At 71.9% G+C, this 21,146-nt stretch carries 21 protein-coding genes and 1 tRNA gene; 13 read left to right on the top strand and 9 right to left on the bottom strand.

Annotated elements, in window-relative coordinates; translation table 11 throughout:
• Positions 1 to 64: 64 nt before the first annotated feature.
• A complete protein-coding gene (locus tag B5D66_RS25790; protein WP_200813709.1) occupies positions 65 to 217 on the top strand; it encodes a hypothetical protein in 153 nt (50 codons plus the stop codon).
• An 11-nt stretch (positions 218 to 228) separates the two neighbouring features.
• On the opposite strand, the gene B5D66_RS18980 is transcribed toward B5D66_RS25790, so the two are convergent.
• Positions 229 to 1,392, bottom strand: coding sequence for a carbohydrate kinase family protein (locus B5D66_RS18980; protein WP_078763135.1), 1,164 nt, complete (start codon positions 1,390 to 1,392; stop codon positions 229 to 231).
• 204 nt (positions 1,393 to 1,596) lie between these two features.
• Here B5D66_RS18980 and B5D66_RS18975 point away from each other — a divergent pair, with 204 nt between their 5' ends.
• Entirely contained in the window at positions 1,597 to 2,958 is a 1,362-nt protein-coding gene (locus tag B5D66_RS18975) for a 6-phospho-beta-glucosidase (protein ID WP_078763304.1), read from the top strand.
• A 12-nt stretch (positions 2,959 to 2,970) separates the two neighbouring features.
• On the opposite strand, the gene B5D66_RS18970 is transcribed toward B5D66_RS18975, so the two are convergent.
• Positions 2,971 to 3,411, bottom strand: a complete 441-nt coding sequence (locus tag B5D66_RS18970) for a hypothetical protein (RefSeq protein WP_078763133.1) — start codon at positions 3,409 to 3,411, stop codon at positions 2,971 to 2,973.
• Positions 3,412 to 3,661: 250 nt separating this feature from the next.
• Here B5D66_RS18970 and B5D66_RS18965 point away from each other — a divergent pair, with 250 nt between their 5' ends.
• Genes B5D66_RS18965 through B5D66_RS18955 form a run of 3 tightly spaced genes read left to right on the top strand, consistent with a single transcriptional unit; the run spans position 3,662 to position 4,706 of the window.
• Positions 3,662 to 3,874 carry an aromatic acid exporter family protein gene (locus B5D66_RS18965; protein ID WP_078763132.1) on the top strand — a complete coding sequence of 71 codons (213 nt, stop codon included), beginning with the start codon at positions 3,662 to 3,664 and terminating at the stop codon, positions 3,872 to 3,874.
• Complete coding sequence (locus B5D66_RS25540; protein WP_078763131.1) at positions 3,868 to 4,506, top strand: aromatic acid exporter family protein; 639 nt, start codon at positions 3,868 to 3,870, stop codon at positions 4,504 to 4,506. Before B5D66_RS18965 ends, B5D66_RS25540 begins: the two co-directional genes overlap by 7 nt.
• A complete protein-coding gene (locus B5D66_RS18955) occupies positions 4,431 to 4,706 on the top strand; it encodes a hypothetical protein (RefSeq protein ID WP_144390205.1) in 276 nt (91 codons plus the stop codon). Before B5D66_RS25540 ends, B5D66_RS18955 begins: the two co-directional genes overlap by 76 nt.
• Positions 4,707 to 4,724: 18 nt before the next feature.
• Here B5D66_RS18955 and B5D66_RS18950 read toward each other — a convergent pair whose 3' ends face one another.
• Positions 4,725 to 5,516 carry a glucose 1-dehydrogenase gene (locus B5D66_RS18950; RefSeq protein WP_200813716.1) on the bottom strand — a complete coding sequence of 264 codons (792 nt, stop codon included), beginning with the start codon at positions 5,514 to 5,516 and terminating at the stop codon, positions 4,725 to 4,727.
• 771 nt (positions 5,517 to 6,287) lie between these two features.
• Here B5D66_RS18950 and B5D66_RS18940 point away from each other — a divergent pair.
• Entirely contained in the window at positions 6,288 to 6,875 is a 588-nt protein-coding gene (locus B5D66_RS18940) for a class IV adenylate cyclase (RefSeq protein WP_078763128.1), read from the top strand.
• Positions 6,876 to 7,794: 919 nt separating this feature from the next.
• Here B5D66_RS18940 and B5D66_RS18935 read toward each other — a convergent pair.
• Positions 7,795 to 8,220, bottom strand: a complete 426-nt coding sequence (locus B5D66_RS18935) for an ATP-binding protein (protein WP_078763127.1) — start codon at positions 8,218 to 8,220, stop codon at positions 7,795 to 7,797.
• A 155-nt stretch (positions 8,221 to 8,375) separates the two neighbouring features.
• On the opposite strand from B5D66_RS18935, the gene B5D66_RS18930 reads away from it, so the two are divergent.
• From B5D66_RS18930 to B5D66_RS18900, 7 genes are all read left to right on the top strand, one after another.
• Positions 8,376 to 8,684: a putative quinol monooxygenase gene (locus B5D66_RS18930; protein WP_078763126.1), complete on the top strand. Its 309-nt coding sequence runs from the start codon at positions 8,376 to 8,378 to the stop codon at positions 8,682 to 8,684.
• Positions 8,681 to 9,892 (top strand): helix-turn-helix domain-containing protein, encoded by a 1,212-nt coding sequence (locus B5D66_RS18925; protein WP_078763125.1) that lies wholly within the window; start codon positions 8,681 to 8,683, stop codon positions 9,890 to 9,892. The genes B5D66_RS18930 and B5D66_RS18925 overlap by 4 nt, the downstream gene beginning before the upstream one ends.
• A 153-nt stretch (positions 9,893 to 10,045) precedes the next feature.
• Positions 10,046 to 10,465 carry a plasmid replication, integration and excision activator gene (locus B5D66_RS18920; RefSeq protein WP_078763124.1) on the top strand — a complete coding sequence of 140 codons (420 nt, stop codon included), beginning with the start codon at positions 10,046 to 10,048 and terminating at the stop codon, positions 10,463 to 10,465.
• A 118-nt stretch (positions 10,466 to 10,583) separates the two neighbouring features.
• Positions 10,584 to 12,023: an FtsK/SpoIIIE domain-containing protein gene (locus tag B5D66_RS18915; RefSeq protein WP_078763123.1), complete on the top strand. Its 1,440-nt coding sequence runs from the start codon at positions 10,584 to 10,586 to the stop codon at positions 12,021 to 12,023.
• The gene (locus tag B5D66_RS18910; RefSeq protein ID WP_078763122.1) at positions 12,024 to 13,706 is read left to right on the top strand and encodes a replication initiator; all 1,683 of its coding nucleotides are present in this window, start codon (positions 12,024 to 12,026) and stop codon (positions 13,704 to 13,706) included.
• Complete coding sequence (locus B5D66_RS18905) at positions 13,703 to 13,897, top strand: helix-turn-helix domain-containing protein (RefSeq protein WP_078763121.1); 195 nt, start codon at positions 13,703 to 13,705, stop codon at positions 13,895 to 13,897. Before B5D66_RS18910 ends, B5D66_RS18905 begins: the two co-directional genes overlap by 4 nt.
• Positions 13,897 to 15,081 carry a tyrosine-type recombinase/integrase gene (locus B5D66_RS18900; RefSeq protein ID WP_235001103.1) on the top strand — a complete coding sequence of 395 codons (1,185 nt, stop codon included), beginning with the start codon at positions 13,897 to 13,899 and terminating at the stop codon, positions 15,079 to 15,081. The genes B5D66_RS18905 and B5D66_RS18900 overlap by 1 nt, the downstream gene beginning before the upstream one ends.
• A gap of 66 nt (positions 15,082 to 15,147) precedes the next feature.
• On the opposite strand, the gene B5D66_RS18895 is transcribed toward B5D66_RS18900, so the two are convergent.
• The 5 genes from B5D66_RS18895 to B5D66_RS18875 all read right to left on the bottom strand — a co-directional run bounded on the left by B5D66_RS18895 (position 15,148) and on the right by B5D66_RS18875 (position 20,543).
• Positions 15,148 to 15,221, bottom strand: a tRNA-Thr gene (locus tag B5D66_RS18895).
• A 75-nt stretch (positions 15,222 to 15,296) separates the two neighbouring features.
• On the bottom strand, positions 15,297 to 16,787 hold the full coding sequence (locus tag B5D66_RS18890) for an aminotransferase class V-fold PLP-dependent enzyme (RefSeq protein WP_078763120.1): 1,491 nt from the start codon (positions 16,785 to 16,787) through the stop codon (positions 15,297 to 15,299).
• A 126-nt stretch (positions 16,788 to 16,913) separates the two neighbouring features.
• Positions 16,914 to 18,446, bottom strand: coding sequence for an alpha/beta hydrolase (locus tag B5D66_RS18885; protein WP_235001102.1), 1,533 nt, complete (start codon positions 18,444 to 18,446; stop codon positions 16,914 to 16,916).
• Positions 18,443 to 19,294, bottom strand: a complete 852-nt coding sequence (locus tag B5D66_RS18880; RefSeq protein ID WP_078763118.1) for a PSP1 domain-containing protein — start codon at positions 19,292 to 19,294, stop codon at positions 18,443 to 18,445. Before B5D66_RS18880 ends, B5D66_RS18885 begins: the two co-directional genes overlap by 4 nt.
• Before the next feature lie 76 nt (positions 19,295 to 19,370).
• A complete protein-coding gene (locus B5D66_RS18875) occupies positions 19,371 to 20,543 on the bottom strand; it encodes a DNA polymerase III subunit delta' (RefSeq protein ID WP_078763301.1) in 1,173 nt (390 codons plus the stop codon).
• Between the last annotated feature and the right edge of the window lie 603 nt (positions 20,544 to 21,146).

Here is a 21,146-nt window from a genome sequence, read left to right as displayed (position 1 = left end):
CCGTCCCGGCCGCGGGTAGGGACCGGACCATCCCGCCCGACGGGAGTACAGGGAGGAGACCGCCATGCTGAACCTGGTCCTGCTGCTGCTGGCCGTCTGGCTGGTCCTGGCCATTCTCGGACTCGTCGTCAAGGGCCTGTTCTGGCTGTTCGTGATCGGCGCGGTCCTGTTCGTCGCCACCGCCATATGGGGGTGGGTGCAGCGGCGGGGCACCTGACCCCGGCTCGGTCAGTGGCGCAGGCCGATGGTCGCGCTGGCCCGTCGCCGGTCGGTGGGCCGCCACGGCATCGGCACGAGGTCGGACAGGAAACCGTACTCCTCGGCGAGCCGGCGTTCCGCGGCCCGCGAACCGGAGTGGACCCGCACCCACCAGGTGGCGATGTCGGCCCAGCCCGGCGCCGACAGCGACCCGCCCGTGTGCTGCACCGACAGCGCGGCGCACAGGTTGGCGAACCGCAGCCGCTGCTCCAGCGGCCAGCCGGCGAGCGTCCCGACGATGAAGGACGCGCCGAACACGTCCCCGGCCCCCGTGGTGTCGATCGCGTCCATGACCAGGCCGTCCACCTCGGCGCTCTCGTCGGTGAGCTGGTCCACCGCGAGCGCCCCGCGTGGACCGTCGGTGACGACCGCGATCGGGACGTACTCGGTCAACGCGGCCAGCGCTGAGGCCGGGCTGCCGGTGCGGGTGTAGGACATCGCCTCGATCGCGTTGGGCATGAAGGCGTGGCAGTGGCGCAGCTGCTCCAGTACCGACTCCGGCCAGCGCTGGCTGTCGTCCCAGCCGACGTCGGCGAACAGCTTGGCCCCGTTGGCGGACTGTTCCAGGGCCCACTCGGGAACGTCGGCGTCGGCGCCCAGGCTGATGAACGCGGCCCTGGCCCGGGGCAGCCCGCGCGCCATCTCCTCCAGGGGCAGGGGCGAGGGGTGTTCGTGGGTGACCATGCTGCGATCGCCCCGGTAGGCCAGTGAGACGGTGAACGGGGAGTGCCAGTCGGGGATGCGGCGGGACGCCCCGAGGTCCACCATCTCCTGCTCCGACAGCGTCTCCCAGCAGAAGTCCCCGTAGACGTCCTCCCCGAACGCGGCGGCCACCGCCGTGCGCAGGCCCAGCCGGGACGCGGCGACGGCGAGGTTGGCCACACCCCCCGGACAGGACCCCATGCCCTCGGCGTCGACCTCGGTGCCACTGGCCGGGGGCGCGACGAGCCCCGTCAGCACGATGTCGAAGAAGACCGTGCCGCTCAGCGCCAGGTCGATCTCGGGACCGTCGCTGGAACGCTCGCCGGCCAACAGGTCACGCGGCTCGCCGACCAGCGGGGTCGTCTCAAGCTTGTCGTACTCCGGCTCGTGGCCGGCGGCGTTCTCGCCCTTCGCTCGCCCATTCGTCGCCATGCTGGCTCTCCTGCCCGCGTTCCCCGTGATCGGAAGTGGTGATCCGGCATATCCGCCCTGCGCCCTGGCGAGGTCCGGGCGGCTTGGAGTGAAGGGTAGCCAACGTGTCCGTCATCCGCCGCCGATCATGCCGATCGTCACGTGGGACGATCGGGCCGCGCACTACTGTGGGGCGCGGTGGCGACGGACGGAAGGGAGCTGGGCGTGCGACTGACGATCCTCGGCGGGGGCGGGTTCCGGGTGCCGCTGGTCTACCGGGCCCTGCTGTCCGACGTGTCGCGCGGAGACTCCCCCATCACCGAGGTGGTCCTGTTCGACCGGGACCGGCGGCGCCTGGAGGCGATCGGTGCGGTGGTCGAACACCACCGGGCCGAACACCGCGCCGCCCACGGCGGTTCCGGTCCCCCGGTGCGCGTCGAGACCGACCTCGAGACCGCCCTCACCGGCTGCGACATCGTCTTCTCGGCGATCCGGGTGGGCGGGATGGCCGGGCGGATCCTGGACGAGCGGGTGGCGCTGGCCGCGGGCGTCCTGGGCCAGGAGACGGTGGGCGCCGGGGGGATCAGCTACGGGCTGCGCACCCTTCCCGTGGTCACGGAGATCGCGCGCGTCCTCGCCGAACGCTCCCCCGACGCCTGGGTCATCAACTTCACCAACCCGGCGGGGCTGGTCACCCGCGCAATGGCCGACGTGCTCGGCGACCGGGTGATCGGCATCTGCGACTCCCCCGTCGGGCTGGGACGGCGGGCGGCCCGCGCCCTCGGTCTGGACCCCGCCACCGTCCGGTTCGACTACGCCGGTCTCAACCACCTGGGCTGGCTGCGCGGGCTGTACCACGACGGCCGGGACCGGCTCGGCGACCTCCTCGCCGACGAGGCCGCGCTGGAGTCCTTCGAGGAGGGGCGGCTGTTCGGCGCGGCGTGGCTGCGCGCGCTCGGGTCGCTGCCCAACGAGTACCTGCACTACTACTACATGGGGGACGGCGCGGCCGACGCCGGGGAGGCCACACGCGGCGAGCAGATCACGGCCCAGCAGGCCGACTTCTACCGTGAGGCGCCCGGCCGGCCCCGCGAGGCCGCCGCGCTGTGGGAGCGGGCCCGGCTGGCGCGCGAGGAGACCTACATGGCCGACAACCGCCGCGCCGCCGGTGGGGTCGAGCGCGCCGCCGAGGACCTCGACGGCGGCGGCTACGAGCGGGTCGCGCTGGCGGTGATGCGGGCGATCGCGCGGGACGAGCCGGCCCGGCTCATCGTGAACACCCGTAACCGGGGGACGATCGACGGCCTGGACGACGACGCGGTGGTGGAGGTGTCGTGTCTGGTCGACGCCAACGGCGCCCGTCCGCTCGCCGGCGGGCGTCTCAGCGCCCACCAGTCGTCCCTGGTCCAGGCGGTCGCCTCGGTCGAGCGGGACGTGGCCGAGGCGGTGCGCACCGGATCGCGCACGCCGGCCCTGCGCGCGTTCGCCACCCACCCCCTGATCGGTTCGGTGCCCGCCGCCCGCGCCCTGCTCGACGGTTACCTGCGGGCCTTTCCCGCACTCGCCGAGGTGCTGCCCCGCCCGTGATCCGGTCGCGGCTCAGCGCCCCTCCCCGGCGCGGACGCGATCCACGGTCTGGCGGGCCCGGTGCAGGTCCATTCCGGTCGCCTCGCGCACGACCGCCACGGCGTCGTCCTCGCGTCCCAGCGCGATCAGCTCGCGGACGCGCTCGAAGGGCAGGTCGGGCAAGGGCGGAGCGTCGGGGACGAGGCTCCCGTGCGGGTCCTCCCCCGCGAAGGAGGCGTTGGGCCCGGTCGGCGCCTCCGCGTCGGCGGGAATCGGGTCCTGCGCCGTGGCCTCCTCGCGCCGCTCCTCCGACGGCGCGACGGGCGCGGGCGGTGCCCCGCCACCCTCGACGGGGCGGGTGTTCCCGGTCCGCCGTTCCCCCAGAGCCGTGCGCGCCCATGCCGTCACACCGGCTCCGGCCCCCAGTACGACGAGCGCCCCGAGCAGGGCCATCACCATGAGTAGCAGGCTCATGACCCGACCCTAATCCGCCGTGCCGGTCCGGCCCGGGAGCGGCACGACGACCGGAAACGGTCAGCGGCAGGAGTACAGGAGCAGCAGGAGCAGGGCCGTCAGGGCCACCGAGACGGCGATGGAACCGAGGCAGCCGAGCCGGTTGCTGAAGAAGAAGAACATGTCCCTGTCCTTCCCGCCGAGGACGGCCCCATACATGGCCCCGGCCTGGCGCGTTGCCAGCGCACCGCCCTGCCGTTGTACTGGGCCTATGGGGCTCCTCGCGAACCTGCTGTCGCGTTCGCGACGCCAATTGCGGTCGGCCTGGTGGCCCTGTCTCCAGGCCGCGGCGACCGCCGGGGTGGCCTGGTGGATCGCCCGGGACCTGCTCGGCCACTCCCAGGCCTTCTTCGCCCCCATCTCGGCGATCGTGTGCCTGTCCGCGGGGCTGGGGGGCGCGGCCGGCAGGCCGTGGACATGCTGACCGGCGTCGTGCTGGGCGTGGCCATCGGGGAGGTCACCGCGGTGGCGCTGCACTTCACGGGCGGGGTCGCCGTCGCCGGGGTGGCGTTCGTCGGGATGCTGGCCGCGACCGCGGTCATCGCCCGGCCGCTGCCCGTGGTGCAGGCCGGCGCCTCGGCGGTGCCGGTGGTGGCCACCCAGGACCAGCAGGGCGGCATCGAGCGCCTGGGGGACGCGCTCGTGGGGGGCGGGCTGGCGCTGCTGGTCAGCCAGGTGCTCTTCACGCCGGGCCCGTGGACGCGCGCGATCGAGCTCACCCGGGCGGTCCTGGGCCGGCTCGACGAGGGGGTGCGCCGGGCCGTCGAGGCCGTGGAGGAGGGGGACCCGGGCCGGGCGGTCATCGGGGTGCGCCGGATACGCGCGGCCCAGCTCGACCTGGCCGCGGTGACCGAGGCGCGCGACAGTGGACGGCGGATGACCCGTCTCACCCTGCGCGGCTGGGGGCACGGCGGCGCGGCTACCGGATCGAGCACCGGATCGCCGAGTTGGACCTGCTGTGCGCGAGCGTCCTGGAGGCCGTGCGCGGAGTCCACCGCTGGCTGGAGGAGGGGGAGCGCGAGGGGCATGACGCGGCCGTCGTCGCGGTGGCGCTGACCGACCTGGCCCGCGGGCTGCGCGCCACGGCCCGGGCCGACCTGGCCGCCGAGCGGCCCGCCGGGGACGAATCCGCGGTTCCCGGCGGTCCCGAGGGCCTGGGCGGCGACGGACACGACCCGGCCACCGCCGACGTGCTCAACCGGTTGAGGTCGGCCGCGCGCGACCTCGACCGGTTGGGCGGGCGCCGGCCGGGCTGAACCGGCGCGGCGCGAGGGTCACATGATCGGTGTTCCGCCGGTGACGGCGACGCAGGCACCCGAGGTGTAGCTCGACTCGTCGGAGGCGAGCATGACGTAGACGGGCGCGAGCTCGGCCGGCTGCCCCGGGCGTCCCAAGGGCGCGTCCGCGCCGAACTGGGCGACCTGCTCGGCGGGCATGGTCGAGGGGATCAGCGGGGTCCAGATGGGCCCCGGTGCCACGCTGTTGGCCCGGATGCCCTTCTCCCCGAGGAGCTGGGCCAGGCCCCCGGTGAAGTTGACGATGGCCGCCTTGGTCGCGGAGTAGGCGAGCAGCATCGGCTTGGGACTGCTGTAGTTGACCGAGGAGGTGTTGATGATCGAGGACCCCGGCCGCATGTGGGGGACCGTGGCCTTGCACAGGTGGAACATCGCGGTGATGTTGGTCTGGAAGGTGTGGTCCCACTCCTCGTCGGGGATCTCCTCCAGGGACGCCCGGGTCATCTGGAAGGCGGCGTTGTTGACGAGCACGTCGATCCGGCCGAACGCCTCGACCGCGGTCGCGACGATGTGGCGGCAGTGCGCGGGATCGGCGACGTCGCCCGGCACCTGCACGGCGGTGCGGCCGGCCTCCTCCACCAGCCGGACGGTCTCGCGCGCGTCCTCCTCCTCGTCCAGGTAGGAGACGAGGACGTCGGCGCCCTCGCGGGCGAAGGCCAGGGCGACGGCCCGGCCGATCCCGGAGTCGGCCCCGGTGATGACGGCCTTCTTGCCCTCGAGCCGGCCGCTGCCCCGGTAGGTGCGCTCGCCGTGGTCGGGCCGCGGGTCCATCGCCGCCGTGTCGCCCGGGGGACGTTGCTGCTGCTCGGAGAACTCCGGACGCGGGTACCGCTCCCCCGAACCGCCGGATCCCTGTGCCGCTGAGGCCATCTCGACCTTCCCTCCTGGTTCGCGCGGGTGCCTACCGTGGCCGGTTACCCGAGGCCCCCCCGGCACAAACGGTGGGGGATCCCCGCGGGGAAGGGAAGGTCCCGTCCTCCAGAGACCCGGCCGCCGACGCCCTGGAGAACGGCTGCCCCGCCTCCCGGCGTAGCGAACCGGAAGGGAGGAGGGACGCCCTTCGCCGTCCCGCCAGGCGGGCGTGGCGCTGCGCGGGGCGGAGCGGGTCCGCTCCTCCGCGAAGGAACCGCCGCCCCGCGGTGCGGCGCCCGGCGTTCCCGATCCCCTGTGCCTGCCCCCGGCCACGGCGGCACGGCGCATAGCGCGATGCGGTCTGGACGAGCTGCTCGTGGCACTACAGTGCCAACCACCACCGCCCGCTCGCCGAGTTCGTCGAACGTATGCAGCGCCTGATCCGTCCAGGCGGTGTGTTCGGTGCGGAGTTCATGATGCCCGTCGAAAAGCGCCATCACCTGATGGAGCACTACACCTCTCCCGAGAGCCTGCAGCGTCACTTCCCCGACGACTGGAATGTGCTGCTCACCCTGCGCACGAACGAGTTCGGCCCCACATCGGCCGGCCGCACGACCACATCCACCGCATGGGCCTGCTCCTGGCGGCTCGTTCCTCCGCCCTCACCGATCGTTTCTGAAAGAAGGAAGCATGAAGCACGAGTACGAGGCGAAGTTCCTGGCCGTAGACGTCGCCGGCCTGCAGGCCAAACTGTCCGCCCTCGGCGCCGTCCAGGCGTTCCCCCGCACTCTCCTCACCCGCAAGATCTTCGAGAGCGACTCCCTCGACGGCGGGGCCTGGCTCCGGCTGCGCGACGAGGGGACCCGTTCGACGCTCACGCTCAAGCAGGTCACCGACGCCACGACGATCGACGGCACCAAGGAGATCGAGACCGAGGTCGCCGACCTGCACGCCATGGCCGACATCCTTCGCCGGATCGGCCTCAGCGAGGTCCGGTACCAGGAGAACTACCGCGAGGAATGGCGCCTGGGAGACGTCACCTTCGACTTCGACACCTGGCCCGACCTCCCCACGTTCCTGGAGATCGAGGGGCCCGACGAGGCGTCCGTCCGATGGGCCGCCGATCTTCTGGGACTCGACTACTCCGAGGCCCGGTTCGGCAGCGTCGACGAGATCTACAAGAGCGAGGCCGGCCGCGACATCCTCGCCGAACCCACCCTGCTGTTCTCCGACGGGGAGAAGCAGGAGAACGCCTCCTCGGCGGCCCAGGGATCCTGATCGAGGAAGCGGACGAACCACCCGTCCCGGCGACCGCGGACGGCGGCGACGCATGCTCGGCAGGATCTGCTGGCCCCACCGTGGCCAGTGCTGGGCACGCGTCCTGTGGAATGGCCCCGCCAGAGTCGTCGATGCCCGAACGCCACCCGTATGCGTGCGATCCCTGCATTCGGGTGAGCGGGTTTGGCGGTCTCTCCTCAGCACGGTCGCGGCACCCCGGCAGCGGGACACGCCACGCCCCGAGCAACACAAAACCCCAGGCCACGCGCCATGTGACCTGGGGTTTCCCTGAGCCGCCTGTCGGAATCGAACCGACGACCTACGCATTACGAGTCTGGCGAGAGATGTCCGGGGACGTCCGGGTCCGGTGTCTGAGCTGGGTGAACGCCTTTCCGAGAGGGCGATGATTCCGGGACTGTCCAGACCTGTCCGAGGCCGTTGTTAGCAGCCGTGTTAGCACGGGAGGCGACGCCGAGGGATTGGGGACCGCCTTGCGTCACCCGAGATTTCGGCAACCACAGCGGCGGGCAACCACGGTCCTCGGTCCGTGGTGCTCGATCGCGCCGGAGTCCTCAGCCACAGACAGGCAGAGTCGCGCGATCGAGTGCCACGGGACCCGAGGACGTCAGGAACCACAGCTCGATAACTGCGGCGGTTGGGCGGTCGCCTGCGGCAAGCGGCATCAGAAGCCTTTTGGGGGTGGCTCCGGACCGGGCGGCAGCCCGCAGCCGGAGCCACCCCCAGACATCGCGACGGCGCGAAGCGCCGTCGCCTTGATCCCATACAGCTCAACTCGGCAGCGAATGGCCATTCAAGGCGTCATCACGCAGAGGCGCATGTGGAAACAGGCCGATCATGTGCCCACCTCTCCTTCTCCGGGATGCGCTCGCCGGTCCAGGGACATTCCGTGCAGGGGTGTTCACCTGTGGCAGTCAAGCTCGAACCAGGTCTTGCGTCCGAGGTGTTCCCTGCGGGTGCCCCAGCGGCTCGCGATGGAGTTGACGAGGAACAGGCCGCGCCCATGTAGGGCGTCGGGCGCGGGGAGGGTCGCGCAGGGCTTCTTGTCCGTTTCCAGCGCACCGGCGTCGCGCACGGTGACGCGCAGGCGGAGTCCGGGGGTGTGGTCGACGGTCAGCAGGAATCCGGTGCGCCAGCGTCGTGAGCGCGTGTGGCGGATGGCGTTGGTGGCCAGCTCACTGGCGAGAAGGCTCGCGTCGTCGGCACGGGAGCAGCCGTGGAGCCGGTCGATGACGAACCAGCGGGCGGCTGCCACCTGAGAGGGGTAACCGGGAAACCAACGGCAGTGGGAGTCGGAGGGTCGATCCTGGTCGTTGATACGAAACATGCTGGTTTCACCTCACGAGTCAGGCAGCCCTGAGAGACACTGAGCTGCGTCTCTAGTATTATTAGTACGGCTACCGTACACGAGGTATCTGTTACTGGCGCTACGTTTGGCGCACAATTAGTACTACTGCTGTCCATGCAAGCTGAGGAGTCCACATGTTCGGACTGGTCGTCCGATTCACGCTGAAGGACGCGGAGAGCGCGGCCGGCTTCGACGGCCTGGTGGCGGAGACGCTTCCGCGCATCAGGGAGAACGAGCCGGGCACGCTCGTCTACGCGGTGCATCAGGTCGACGGCAAGCCGCTGGAGCGCGTCTTCTACGAGCTGTACCGCGACCGGGCCGCGTTCGACGCGCACGAGGAACAGCCCTATGTGAAGAGGTTCCTTGAGGCGCGCGGCGCCTACCTCGACACCTTCGAGGTGGACTTCCTGGCTCTCCAGGATGGCAAGGGCGTGTCCGGGTGAGCGAGGACTACCAGCGGGCACTCGGGCGCAAGATCGCCAAGTACCGCAAGCGGCGCGGGCTGTCCCAACGTGAGTTCGCGGGCCGTGTCGGCCGATCGGAGGCGTGGGTATCCCAGGTCGAACGCGGGGTGCGCAAGATCGACCGGATGTCGGTGCTGGAGATCATCGCCGACGTCCTTGAGGTGCCGCTGAGCGACCTCGCCGCCGAAGCGCCCATCGTCGCCTCGACTGCGGAGGAGACGCCGGGAAACAGTCGTCTGCGCCTGGTCCTCAGTGGCGCGCACGCTCTGAGCGCCATGCTGCGCGCGGACCACGAACCCGTCGACGTGGCGGAACTGGGTCGACGGGTGGAACGCGCCTGGACCCTGACTCACGAGAGCCGCTATCTGGAGCTGACCGAAGAGCTGGAGTCGCTGATCCCCACCCTGGAGGCTGCGGCGCGGGCGGTGCCCAACGGGGATCGCGTGGAACTGTTCCGGCTCCTCAACGCCACCTATCAGGCGTGCTCCTCGGCGCTGACCAAGATGGGCGAGTTCGAGGCGGCCTGGATCGCTGCGGACCGCGCCATCACGGCGGCGGAGCGGGCCGGTGACCCGCTGCTCATGGCGGCCGGGGAGTTCCGGCTCTGCCTGACCTTCCAGGGAGCGCGTCACTTCGATCAGGTGGAGGCGACCGCCGGGACCGCCTGCGAGGCGCTGTCTCCCCTGGCCGAAGGCGGTGGGGATCCGGAGGCGATGTCAATCTTCGGCGCTTTGACCTTGCAACGGGCCGTGGCCGCAGCTCGGCGCAACGACGCGACCGCCGCCTACCGCAACATCGCGCACGCCCGGTCGGTGGCTGAACGCATCGGGACCGAGCGCAACGACTACAACACCGAGTTCGGGTTGACCAACGTCGCGCTCCATGAGGTCGCCGTCGCGGTGGAGCTGGGGGACGCCGGCGTCGCCCTGCGGGCGGCCGAAGGGGTCGACGCCTCGGGGCTGTCCGCGGAGCGGCAAGGGCGCTTCCTCATCGACGTCGCACGGGCTCACCTCCAGCGTCGCAACGTCGATCAGGCGGTGTCCACGCTGGAGCGAGCCGAAGAGGTCACTCCCGAACAGGTGCACACCCACCCATTGGTGCGGCAGGCGATCGGGGATCTGCTGACGATTCAGGACCCTCCCGGTCCCGCGTTGCACGCGCTCGCGCGAAGGGTCGGCGCACTCTGAGTACTAGGTGGTACATGAAGTACTAGACAAAACTAAAAGTACGGTTTAGCGTGTGGGTCATCGCCGCTCACCTTCCGTGTCTGGAAGGGGCGATGTCCCACACGCTTTCGTATGCGTCCGGCCTGGTCGGGCGCCGATTTAAGGAGGTTGTCGATGGCGATTCAGGGCGCGATCCCGGTGGAGTTCACAACGGTGTTCCCGCACGGCTGCTATGCGCTCGGGGTGGAGGCGATCACCGACTTCGAGACCAAGCGTCCCCAGACCGACAGGGCCACCGGCCTGCCGCTGTGGTCCGTTGATGTGATCGACGCCGACCCCGAGGCGCGCGGCAAGGCCAAGAGCGTGAAGGTCAAGGTGGCCTCCGAGGTCTGCCCCACCCTGCCGGACGAGGTACCGGGGCTGCCGTTCCGGCCGGTGGAGTTCGAGTCCATGTCGGTCATGCCCTACGTCGACGACAACGGGCGCCATCCCCGGGTGGCCTACTCGCTGCGCGCCAAGGGTGTGAAGACCCCCGGCGCCTCGTCCTCACGCAAGGTCCCGACCGCCTCCGGCGCGAAGGACACCGCTGCCTGACCCTGACCCCGGATGTGAAGCGGGGCGGCCTGGTGCGCCAACACCATGAGCCGCCCCCAATACCCCCTCCCGCTACGCGATTGCCCTCGCACGAACACGAGAGAGGTGTGTCCAGCTTATGCTGCGCAACAACCACGCCGGCGCTGCCCAGACACCACCGACCCTGCCCATGCCCGCGCAGGCCTTCCGCTTCTCCACCCCCGTGGTCGAGACGCCCGGGATCTTCGTCCTGGCCTCCTGGATCATCCGTCTGCTCCGCGTCCTGGTCCTGGCCCCGATCCGCTTCCCCGTCGCCGTGGGCTCGACGGCCGCCCTCACCACAACCGGCTACCTGTTCGGAACGGTGGGCCTGACCGTCACGGTGATCGCGGCGACTTCGGTCCTGCTCACCTGGCGGACTCGCTGGCCGCTGTCCTTCCACCGTCTGGTGGCGTTGCGGGTCCTGGCGGCGTGGCGGTGGATCACGGTCTACCGGCGGCATTGGCAACCCGTCCTCGTCGTGGCCGGGCTGGCCGAGTCCTACCAGGAACGCCGCTACCTTCCCCGTATCCGCAAGGTGACGTGCTCGTCGTGGGCCGACCGGGTACGGGTGCGCCTGGTGGCCGGCACCGCCCCCGCCGACGTCGAGCAGCGGGTGGCCGAACTCGCCCATGGGTTCGGCGCGGCCTCCTGCCGGGTGACGGTCCTCGGCCCCCGGGACGTGGTGCTGGAGTTCCCCCGCCACGACACCCTCGCCGACCCCCTCGACGCCCTGCCCATACCGAGGGATCCGGATCTCGCGGCGCTGCCCGTGGGCCGGCGGGAGGACGGTGAGCCCTGGCACCTGCGTCTGCACGGCACCCATGTCCTGGTCGTCGGCGTCACGGGGGCCGGTAAGGGTTCGGTGTTGTGGTCGGTGATTCGCGCGATGTCGCCCGCTGTGCGAGACGGGACGGCGCAGGTGTGGGCGGTGGATCCCAAACGGATGGAGCTGTCCTACGGCCGGGGCCTGTTCGCCCGTTACGCCGACACCGGGGAAACGGCGGTGGCCTTGCTGGAGACGGCCGTGGCCGGCATGCAGGATCGGGCTGAACGCTACGCCGGCCGCCAACGCGCCCACGTTCCGACCGTCGATGATCCGTTCGTGGTGGTGGTGCTGGACGAGGTGGCGTTTTTGACCGCCTACCACCCCGACCGCGATGTGCGGCGGCGTGCCGAGAACGCCATCGCCACCCTCACCTCACAGGGCCGGTCGGTGGGGTTCTGCGTCCTCGCCGCGTTGCAGGACCCGCGCAAGGAGGTCATGAACCTGCGCAACCTCTTCCCCGACAAGATCGCCCTGCGCCTGGACGAAGCCTCGCAGGTCGACATGGTGCTGGGTGAGGGCGCGCGGGAGCGCGGGGCCAACGCCCATCTGATCGACCCGGACCTTCCCGGCGTGGCCTTCGTCCGCGTGGAGGGCTCGCCGATCCCGGTCCGGGTCCGAGCGGCCTACGTCTGTGACGACGACATCGACACCATGGTGACCGAGTATGGTGCTGCGCCCTTGCGCCCGGTCTCGGACGAGGGGGCCGCGTAGATGCCGACTCCCACGGGTAAATCCACCCGCGCCGAACGGCTCGCGCAACCGCTGGCCCGTGAGGTGGCCGAACAGGTCGCCGCCGACCATGGGGTGTGCGTCCGTCCCGTCACCCTGCGCCGCACCGACCTCGCTTCGGGCCGCACCGAGATCATCGACGTGCCCTGCGGCTCCACCCTGGAATCCCGGTGTCCGGCCTGTGCCCGGCGCAAGCGATCGCTTCGCCGCACCCAGTGTGAAGAGGGCTGGCACCTGACCACTGAACCGGTGGTGGAACCCGACCCGCCTTCCCAAGCCCAACGCTCCTGGGTCGAACAGCGGGCCGTGGTCACCGCCGAACGCGACCGCCTCGCCGCCACCGGCACCACCGGTCCCGAGGAACTCCAAGCCCTGGACGCGGCGATCGCCGACCTGGATGAGGAGATCACCGCCTCGGGCCTGCGCGGTTCGGTGACCCGCTCGGCCTCCTCCTCGCCCCGGCCACGCCGGACGCGCTCGACCCGGCGCCGCTCCGACGCGCCCGACCTGCCCAAACGGCCCATGACCCGGCGCACCATCGGCCGGGCCTTCACCGACCCGGAAAGCGGGAAGGTGTTCCGTCCCTCGCTGTTCGTCACGTTGACGTTGGACTCCTACGGGCGCGTGCGCTCCGACGGAACACCGGTGGATCCGGCCACCTATGACTACCGGCGGGCCGCGCGCGACGCCCTGCACTTCTCCAAGCTCATCGACCGGTTCGTGCAGAACCTGCGCCGGGTGGCCGGCTTCGAGGTGCAGTACTTCGCCACGGTGGAGCCGCAGCGGCGTCTCGCCCCGCACCTGCACATGGCGATCCGGGGCACGATTCCGCGCGCTGAGTTGCGGCAGATCGCGGCGGCCACCTACCACCAGGTGTGGTGGCCCAACGCTGATGAGGTCGTCTACGAGGGGGAGCGCCTGCCTGTCTGGGATGAGGACACCGGCGTCTACGTCGATCCGGTGACGGGTGAGGTGCTGCCGTCCTGGGATGAGGCTCTGGACGCCCTGGACGACGACCCGGATGCGGAACCGCACCACGTGTGCCGGTTCGGCCCCCAGGTCGACACCAAGGGCGTCCTCGCGGGTTCAGAGGATGCGGACCGGTGCGTGCGCTACCTGGCCAAGTACCTGACCAAGGACATCGCGGAATGCCACCAGGTCGAGTCTGCGGCGCAGGAACGGCACGTCGACCGGCTGGTGGAAGCGCTGCGGTTCGAGCCCTGCTCGCCGCGCTGTGCGAACTGGCTGCGCTACGGCATCCAACCCAAGAACGCCAAGGCCGGCCTACGCCCCGGCTTCTGCCGCTCCAAAGCCCACCGCCGCGAACACCTCGGCTACGCCGGACGCCGCGTCCTGGTCTCCCGCAAATGGTCCGGCAAAACCCTCGCCGACCACAAAGCCGACCGCCTCACCTGGGTCCTCAACACCCTCGGCATCGACCCGGACAACCCCGATCACCGCGACGGGACCCAACGACCGGCCCTCCCCTTCGCGGTCACCGGCAACGGCCACGCCTGGGAGCTGGCACGCCCCACCGATCCCGACGTCCCACCCCGCGAACACCGCCTCCTGCGCGCCGTCGGCGAAGCCCTCAAACGCCGCGCCCAACTCGACGTGGCACGGCAATCCAGTCTTTCGGCAAGCAGTGAAGGCAGGGCAGCATGACCAACCCCCCGCGTCTCCTCCTCACCGTTCCCGAAGCCGCGCGCATGCTGGCGGTCTCCCGGAGCAAGCTCTACGAACTACTCGCCTCCGGAGAGGTCCGCTCACTGCGCATCGGCGGTTCCCGCCGTATCCCCGTCTCGGCGCTGAACGACTACGTCTCCGGGCTCCTCGACCAGAAGGAGGCGGCCTGATGGGCAAGCTCCGCGATGGCGTGATGAAACGCGGCAAGACCTGGTCCTACGTCATTCGCGTACCCGATCCGGAAACCGGGGTGAGCAAACCCAAGTGGGTCGGCGGCTTCGCCACCGAAGACGAAGCCAAAGCCGCCCGTGACGAAGCGCGGTTCAAGGCCCGTCGCGGCGAGTACATCGAACGCTCTGACCTGACCGTGGCGGACTACCTCGCCGAATGGCTGGACGGGCACGCGATGGAGGTCAAGCCGCGCACACTCGACGACTACCGCAACTGCCTTCGGCTGTACGTGCTGCCGCGCATCGGGTCGGTGAAGGTCCAGGCGCTGCGGCCGTCCACGTTCACCAGGCTCTACCTGGATCTGCGGGCTCGCGGCGGCAAGGGCGGTCGTCCGCTGGCGGTGAGCACGGTGACCCACCTGCATGCCGTGCTGCGCAAGGCGTTCCGCGACGCCGTAGAGGTCGAACAACTCCTTCCCAACAACCCCGTGGAGCGGGCTAAACGGCCTCGGGACGTCTACCGGGAGGTGGGTGACGTCTGGACCAAAGCGCAACTGCGGGCCTTCCTGGAGGTCGCGCGCGGGCATCGCCTGTTCGCGTTCTTCCACCTGGCGGCCTACACCGGGGCGCGTCGGGGTGAGCTGCTGCACCTGCGGTGGCCTGACGTCGACCTCGACGGCCGGCGCATCACCATCACCGGCTCCACGGCGGTGATCAGCGGGGTCCGGGTGGAGGGCACCACCAAGAGCGGCCGGTCCCGGGTGGTGACCATCGACGCCGAAACGGCGGGGGTGCTGCGCGTGCACCGCGTTCGGCAGTGCGAGGAGGCCGAGACGGCCGGGGAGGAATGGCGCGGCGAACCCAACGGCTACGTGTTCACCACGGCGTGGGGTGAGCCGGTCTACCCGGACACGGTGACCGGGCTGTTCCGCACCTTCACCAGGGTGTACAACGCGCCGACCGACCGTCCGGCTCCGGCCGAACCGCTGCCGCCCGCCCGGCTGCACGACCTGCGGCACCTGCACGCGACAACGCTGCTCATGGCGGGCGTTCCGGTCCATGTGGTGGCGGCTCGGTTGGGACACGCCGATCCGGCGATCACGTTGCGGGTCTACGCGCACGTGGTGCGCGACGCCGAGACGGCGGCGGCCGAGGTCTTCGCCCAGGCGCTCGCCGACGGCTGAGCGCGTGTTAGCAAGGGTGTTAGCAAAGGGCCTCTCCCGAGTGCGGGAGAGGCCCTTTGACCTGGGAGCCGCCTGTCGGAATCGAACCGACGACCTACGCATTACGAGTGCGTCGCTCTGGCCGACTGAGCTAAGGCGGCACGTCTCGTCGCTGACGAGACGACCACCAGTCTAACCCCCTCCGGAGAGTGCTCGCGCCCCGCCGCGGCGCGGGATCAGGGGCCGGGGCGGGACAGCAGGCCGCCCCGGTCGGGGAAGCGATCGAGGTAGGTGTCAACGGCGAACTCGACGAAACGCGACACGTCGGTCAGGTCGGAGACGATGCCGGTCGAGACGCGGACCGCCCGCGCCGGAGACGGCCCCAGGCGGTCGAGGACCTCGTCGACGACCATGGCGGGCGCCGGCCGGGCGGACAGGCGGTCACGGTCGAGGGCGAACGCCGCGGCGGCCGCGCCGGGGTTGTGGAAGTCCCCGACGCGCAGCGATATGCGCTGGGCCGCGGCGTCACGGGCGACGATCCGCTCGTCCACCACGGCCCCGGAGGGGTCGAGGAGGTTGAAGGTGACGATGCCGCCCCGCCCCTCGGCGCCGTCGGGGCCGTAGACCCGCACCAGGGGCATCCCGGTCGCGTGCCGGGCCGAGGTGAGGCGCTCCAGCAACCGGTCGGTGAGACACCGGACGCGCAGGTCCACGGTGTCGACGTCCACCTCGTCGAGGAGGCGCAGCCCCTCCAGGAGGCCCTGGAGGGCCGCGGGGCCCGGCACGTCCTCCTCGCACACCCCCGCCAGCGGCCGCTCCAGCCGGGCCAGCGCGGCACGGCGGGCGACCAGGCTCCCCAATCCGGCAGGAGGGCCGAACACCTTGTACCAGCTCACCGCGACGAAGTCCGGCGCCACCGCGCCCAGGTCGAGCCTGCGGGAGGACACGGACGCCGCGGCGTCCAGGAGCACGTCGAAGCCCCGTTCGTGGGCAAGGCCGACCCACTCCAGCGGGTGGCGGACACCGGTGAAGTTGCTCTGCGCCGGATAGGCGAACAGGCCGGCGCGGCCCCCCGCCCCGCCGTGGGCGCGGCGCAGCCTCGGCCGCGCGGCGGGACGTTCGAGGAGGGCGCGCAACCGCGCCTCGTCCCCGCGCAGTTCGGGGCCTGCCAGACCGACGGTCCGCACCTCGGCCCCCTTGGCCCGGGCGAACCCACGGATGCTGTTGACGGCCTGGTGCCCGTCCAGCAGGTGCACGAACCGTCCGCCGGGATCGAACCGGTAGCACTCGCCGACGAGGCGGCACGCCTCGGTCGCCCCCGCGGTGAAGACGACCGTGTACTCCTCCGGGGAGGCGCCGAAGTGCCGCAACACCGCGGAACGCGCCTGCTCGATCAGGTCCGCGTGGGAAGGGGAGGCCCCGCGTCCCACCGACCCCACCCGGACCGCGCGCAGGCGCTCGGCGTGCCGCACGCTCTGGGCGCGGGTGGGCAGCCCCGCGCCCGCGTAGTCGAGATAGACGTGCCCGTCGGCGTCGAGGTGGGCGTACTCCTCGGCGCGCAGTTCGTCGAGCCGCGCGGTGAGCCCGTACTCCGGGTGGGCGGAGAGAAAGGCCAGCCGTCCGGGGACGGCGTTGCCCGGCCGAGGCCGGGGGCGGAACTCCGGAGCGCGGAGACGGCGTAGTTCCGGCAGCAGGTGTGGTGGCGACGGGTAGTCGGCCCTCGTCATGGTGCATCCCCCCGCCGGGATCTTCCCTCCGGGGAGAGCACCGAGCCCACGCCGCCGCGGACTTTGTGGAGAATTTAGCCGACCGGGCGAACCCCTCCCGTCGGTCCCCGTGCCCGCGGGGACCGGTCAGGCGCAGACGGTGCCGTCCTCCGGCACCCGCTCCTCCAGCAGATAGGCGTCCACGGCGGCGTCCACGCAGGGGTCACCGGTGCGGTAAGCGGTGTGCCCGTCGCCCTCGTGGGTCAACAGCACGCCCGACTCCAGTACTCCGGCGAGATTCTGCGCCCACTGGTAAGGGGTGGCCGAATCCCGGGTCGTGCCCACGACCAGAATCGGGGGCGCGCCGCTCCCGTCGATGTCGACGGGTTCGGCGACCGCGTCGCGCGGCCAGTAGGCGCACGGCAGCGCTCCCCACGCCAGCGACGGGCCGAACAGGGGGGACGCCTCGGCGGCGGCGTCCGCCGCCTCCTCGTAGGCGGCGATGTCCCGGGGCGCGGCGCGGTCGGCGCAGTTGACGGCGATGAGCGCCGCCGTCGAGTTCTCGTACCCGCCGCCCGGCTCCCTGCCGTACAGCTCGTCTCCGAGTTCCAGCAGCGCGGTCCCGTCTCCGCGCTCGAAGGCGTCGGTGAGCGCCGAACGCACCCGCGGCCAGTAGGACTCGCTGTACAGCGCGGCCAGGACCCCGGTCTCGACCCTGGCGCGGTTGACCTCGCGCCCGTCCCCGAGCCCGTTGCGCAACGGCTCCTCTGCCGTGCGCTCCAGCAGGTCGGTGAGGCGCCCGTTGGCCTGCTCGACGGTGGTGCCGGCGCCCTCGGCCAACGGGCACTCCGCCTGGGAGAGACAGTCCTCGACGAAGGCGGTCAGCGCCGTGGTGAACCCCTTCGCCTGCTCCACGCTGGTCTCCAACTGGCCCAGCTCCGGGTCCATGGCCCCGTCGAGGACGAGCGCGCGCACCCGGTCGGGGTGGAGTTCGGCGTACATCGCCCCGATGTAGGTGCCGTAGGACTTGCCGAGGTAGGTGAGCCCGTCGTCGCCGAGGACCCCGCGCAGCACGTCGAGGTCGTGGGCGACGTCGGCCGTACCGATATGGGGCAGCAGGTCGGCGGAGTGCTCGACGCACCCCTCGACGAACCCCCGGTTGGCCTCCTCCAGCTCCTCCAGCCCTTCGGGGGTGACCTCGGTGGGATCACCGTCGCCGTCCTCGGTGTCGTACTGGCCGCCCAGGTAGGCGTCCAGTTCCTCGCGGTCCAGGCAGTGGACGGGGCTGCTGCCGCCCACGCCGCGCGGGTCGAACCCGACGACGTCGAACCGCTCTCGCACCTGTTCGCTGACGATGTGCTCCGCCGCGCGCGCGTAGTCGACCCCCGAGGCACCGGGCCCGCCCGGGTTGACCAGCAGCGACCCCACCGGATCCGCGCCGGAGGCGGGCAAGCGGATCACCGCGATGGTCAGCTCGGCCCCGGCCGGGTCGTCGTAGTCGAGCGGGACCCGCACGTCGGCGCACTCGAACCCGCCACCGCAGTCCTCCCAGGCGACCTCCTGCTCGTAGAAGGCCCGCAGGGGCGCGGGGGCCTCCTCCTCACGGGGGGAGGCGCCGCCACAACCCGAGGCGAGGAGCGCCAACGCCAACGCGGCCCCTGGCACCGCGAACCTGTTCACCGGTCGTTTCCTTCCTCCGTGCCGGTCCGCGCCGGCGGGTGGGCGCTGTCATAGGCCCGGCGAGGTCCGCAGACGTCGGCGCGGTCGCAGGCGCAGCGTCGCCCGCTGCCGCTGATCCGCACCACCACCCGCTCCCTGGGAACGTCGTGCCCGACGACCACCCCGTCGCCCTCGGGGGTGGACACCCGGCTGCCCGGCGCGGGCGTGGTGGCCTTGAACTCCTGGTAGAGGGGGTGCTCGTACTTGAGGCAGCACATGAGCCGGCCGCAGGCACCGGAGATGCGCATGGGGTTGACCGGCAGGTTCTGCTCCTTGGCCATGCGCACCGAGACGGGCTCGAAGTCCTTGAGGAAGGTGGCACAGCACAGGTCCCGGCCGCACGGGCCGATCCCCCCTTGGAGGCGCGCCTCGTCTCGGGCGCCGACCTGGCGCAGCTCCACCCGGGCGCCCAGCGCCCGCGAGAGTTCGCGCACCAGCTCCCGGAAGTCCACGCGCCGGGGAGAGGAGAAGTACACGGTGAAGACCTCGGGGGAGGGGACGTAGTCGATCCCCACCACCTTCATGGGCAGCCCGTGGGCGCGGACGAGCCGTTTGACGACCGGGCGCGCGGCCCCACGGCGCCGCCGGTTGCGCTCGTCCCTGGCGAGGTCGGCGCGCGTGGCGATGCCCGCGCACACCGGCAGCCCCTCGACGTCCTCGCTCACCCACTGCGGCGCCCACACGCACTCGGCGACCTCGGGACCGGAGTCGGTGGGGACGAGGACCTTGTCCCCCACGGCCGGGGTGAGCCCGCCCGGATCGAGGTAGTACAGCCGGCCGTACCGTTCGAAGCTGACCGCCATCATCATCCCCACGGAGGTCACCCTATGGGGTGGGCGGCGGCCCGGGAGGGATGAGGCCGGGACGGGCCACGGCCTTTCCGGCTCACCCGAGGTACAGGGCCGCGGTCATGGCCTCCATCGCGATCTGCGGGTGGACGTTGGCGCCGATCCTGCGGCGGCACTCCATGATGGCGTCGATGCGGCGCAGGGTGGACTCGGGCGTCGAGGAGGCCGCGACCCGTTCCAGGTCGGCCCGGCGGTTCGCCGTGCTCAGTTGCACGGTCGCCCCCATCTGCACGGCGAGGACGTCCCGGTAGAACGCGGCGAGATCCATCAGCGCGAGGTCGTAGGCGTCGCGCTTGATCCGGGTGGCGCGGCGTTTCTGCTGCTCCTCAAGGTCCTTGAGGGCCCCGGCGGCGCCGCGGACCGCCTTGGCGACCCCCTTGCCGGTGGACCCCTCGCCGAACGCGGCCTTCATGTCGGCCTTCTCGCGTTCGTCGAGCGCGCTGGTGCTCTCCTTGGCGTCGGCCTCGGCGAGCTCGTAGAGGCGGGCCGCCGCGGAGACGCACGCGCCCAGCCCGTCGAGGCGCGCGGGGATGGACAGCACCTCCTCGCGCCGGTCGCGGGTGGCGGGGTCGGTGGCGAGCCGACGGGCCCGCTCGACATCGCCGGCCGCGGCGCGGGCCGCCTCGGCGGCGACGCCGGGGTCGACACCGTCGCGCCGCACCAGCGCGTCGACGACGGCGTCAGTGGTGGGCGTGCGCAACGTGACCAGGCGGCAGCGGGACCGGATGGTGACCAGGAGGTCCTCGGCGGTGGGCGTGCACAGCAGCCACACGGTGCGGGGGGCGGGCTCCTCGACCGCCTTGAGCAGCGCGTTGGAGGCGGCCTCGGTGGCGCGGTCGGCGTCCTCGAACAGCACGACGCGGAACCGCCCCCCGGTGGGGCTGGAGGCCGCGCGCAGGACGAGGTCGCGGGTCTTGTCCACCCCGAAGCTCAGGCCGCTGGGGCGTACGTACAGCACGTCGGCGTGGGTGCCGGTGAGGACCTGGTGGCAGGAGGGGCAGTGGCCGCAGCCGCCGTCAGGGCACTGCAACGCCGCGGCGAAGGCGCGCGCGGCCTCGGAGCGGCCCGAGCCGGGCGGTCCGGTGAACAGCCAGGCGTGCGTCATGCCCGCGCCGGCGCCGCCGGCCAGCAGGTCGTCCGCCGCCCGCGTGGCCGAGCGCAGCTGCTCGATCACCGTGTCCTGGCCCACCAGGTCGTCGAAGACGCTCATCGTGAACCAGCATAGGAGCCCGCGGGGACGCGCCGGGCGGTGATCCACACGACGTCCCCCGTCCCCTTCCTCGTGGACGGCCCAGGTGTCCCCGTCATCCCGGCCGGCTCCGGCGCGGCTTCGCGGGCCGGGCGGGGCCTGGGGTGACCGCCGTGGTGGGCGTCGCTGGTCGCCGGGCCGGGGCCGCCTCCTCGGCGTTGTCGGCGCCCGGGACGCCGTGGGCCGGGCGGCCGGGAAGGTACGCGACGCGGGCACCCCGCGAGCGGCCCGCGTGGCCCGGCCGGAGGCGTGGGATGGGGGTGGCGGTCGTGCCGGCGAAACGGCCGGCACCTCGGGCGTCTCCGGTCCGCCGGGAACCCGCGCGGTGCGGCGCCGCCACCGCTCAGTGCACCCGGAGCGGACACCTTCCCCGGGCCACGCGAGCGGCCCGCCGACTCCCCCGACGACACCCGTCTTCCAAAACCGGTGACGGCCCTGGACGCCACGGTCGAACGCGCGACGCCCGGCCGGGAGGTCCCGGCCGGGCGTCCGGCCACGCTCGCGCCCCTCGGCCGGCCCCGGCGCGGCGCGCTCCGGCCGCCGCCCCGGGGCACCCGCGGGGTG

Origin of the sequence: Marinactinospora thermotolerans DSM 45154, from assembly GCF_900167435.1 — a bacterium.
GTDB lineage: Bacteria > Actinomycetota > Actinomycetes > Streptosporangiales > Streptosporangiaceae > Marinactinospora > Marinactinospora thermotolerans.
This window is presented reverse-complemented; position numbering and strand designations above follow the sequence as displayed.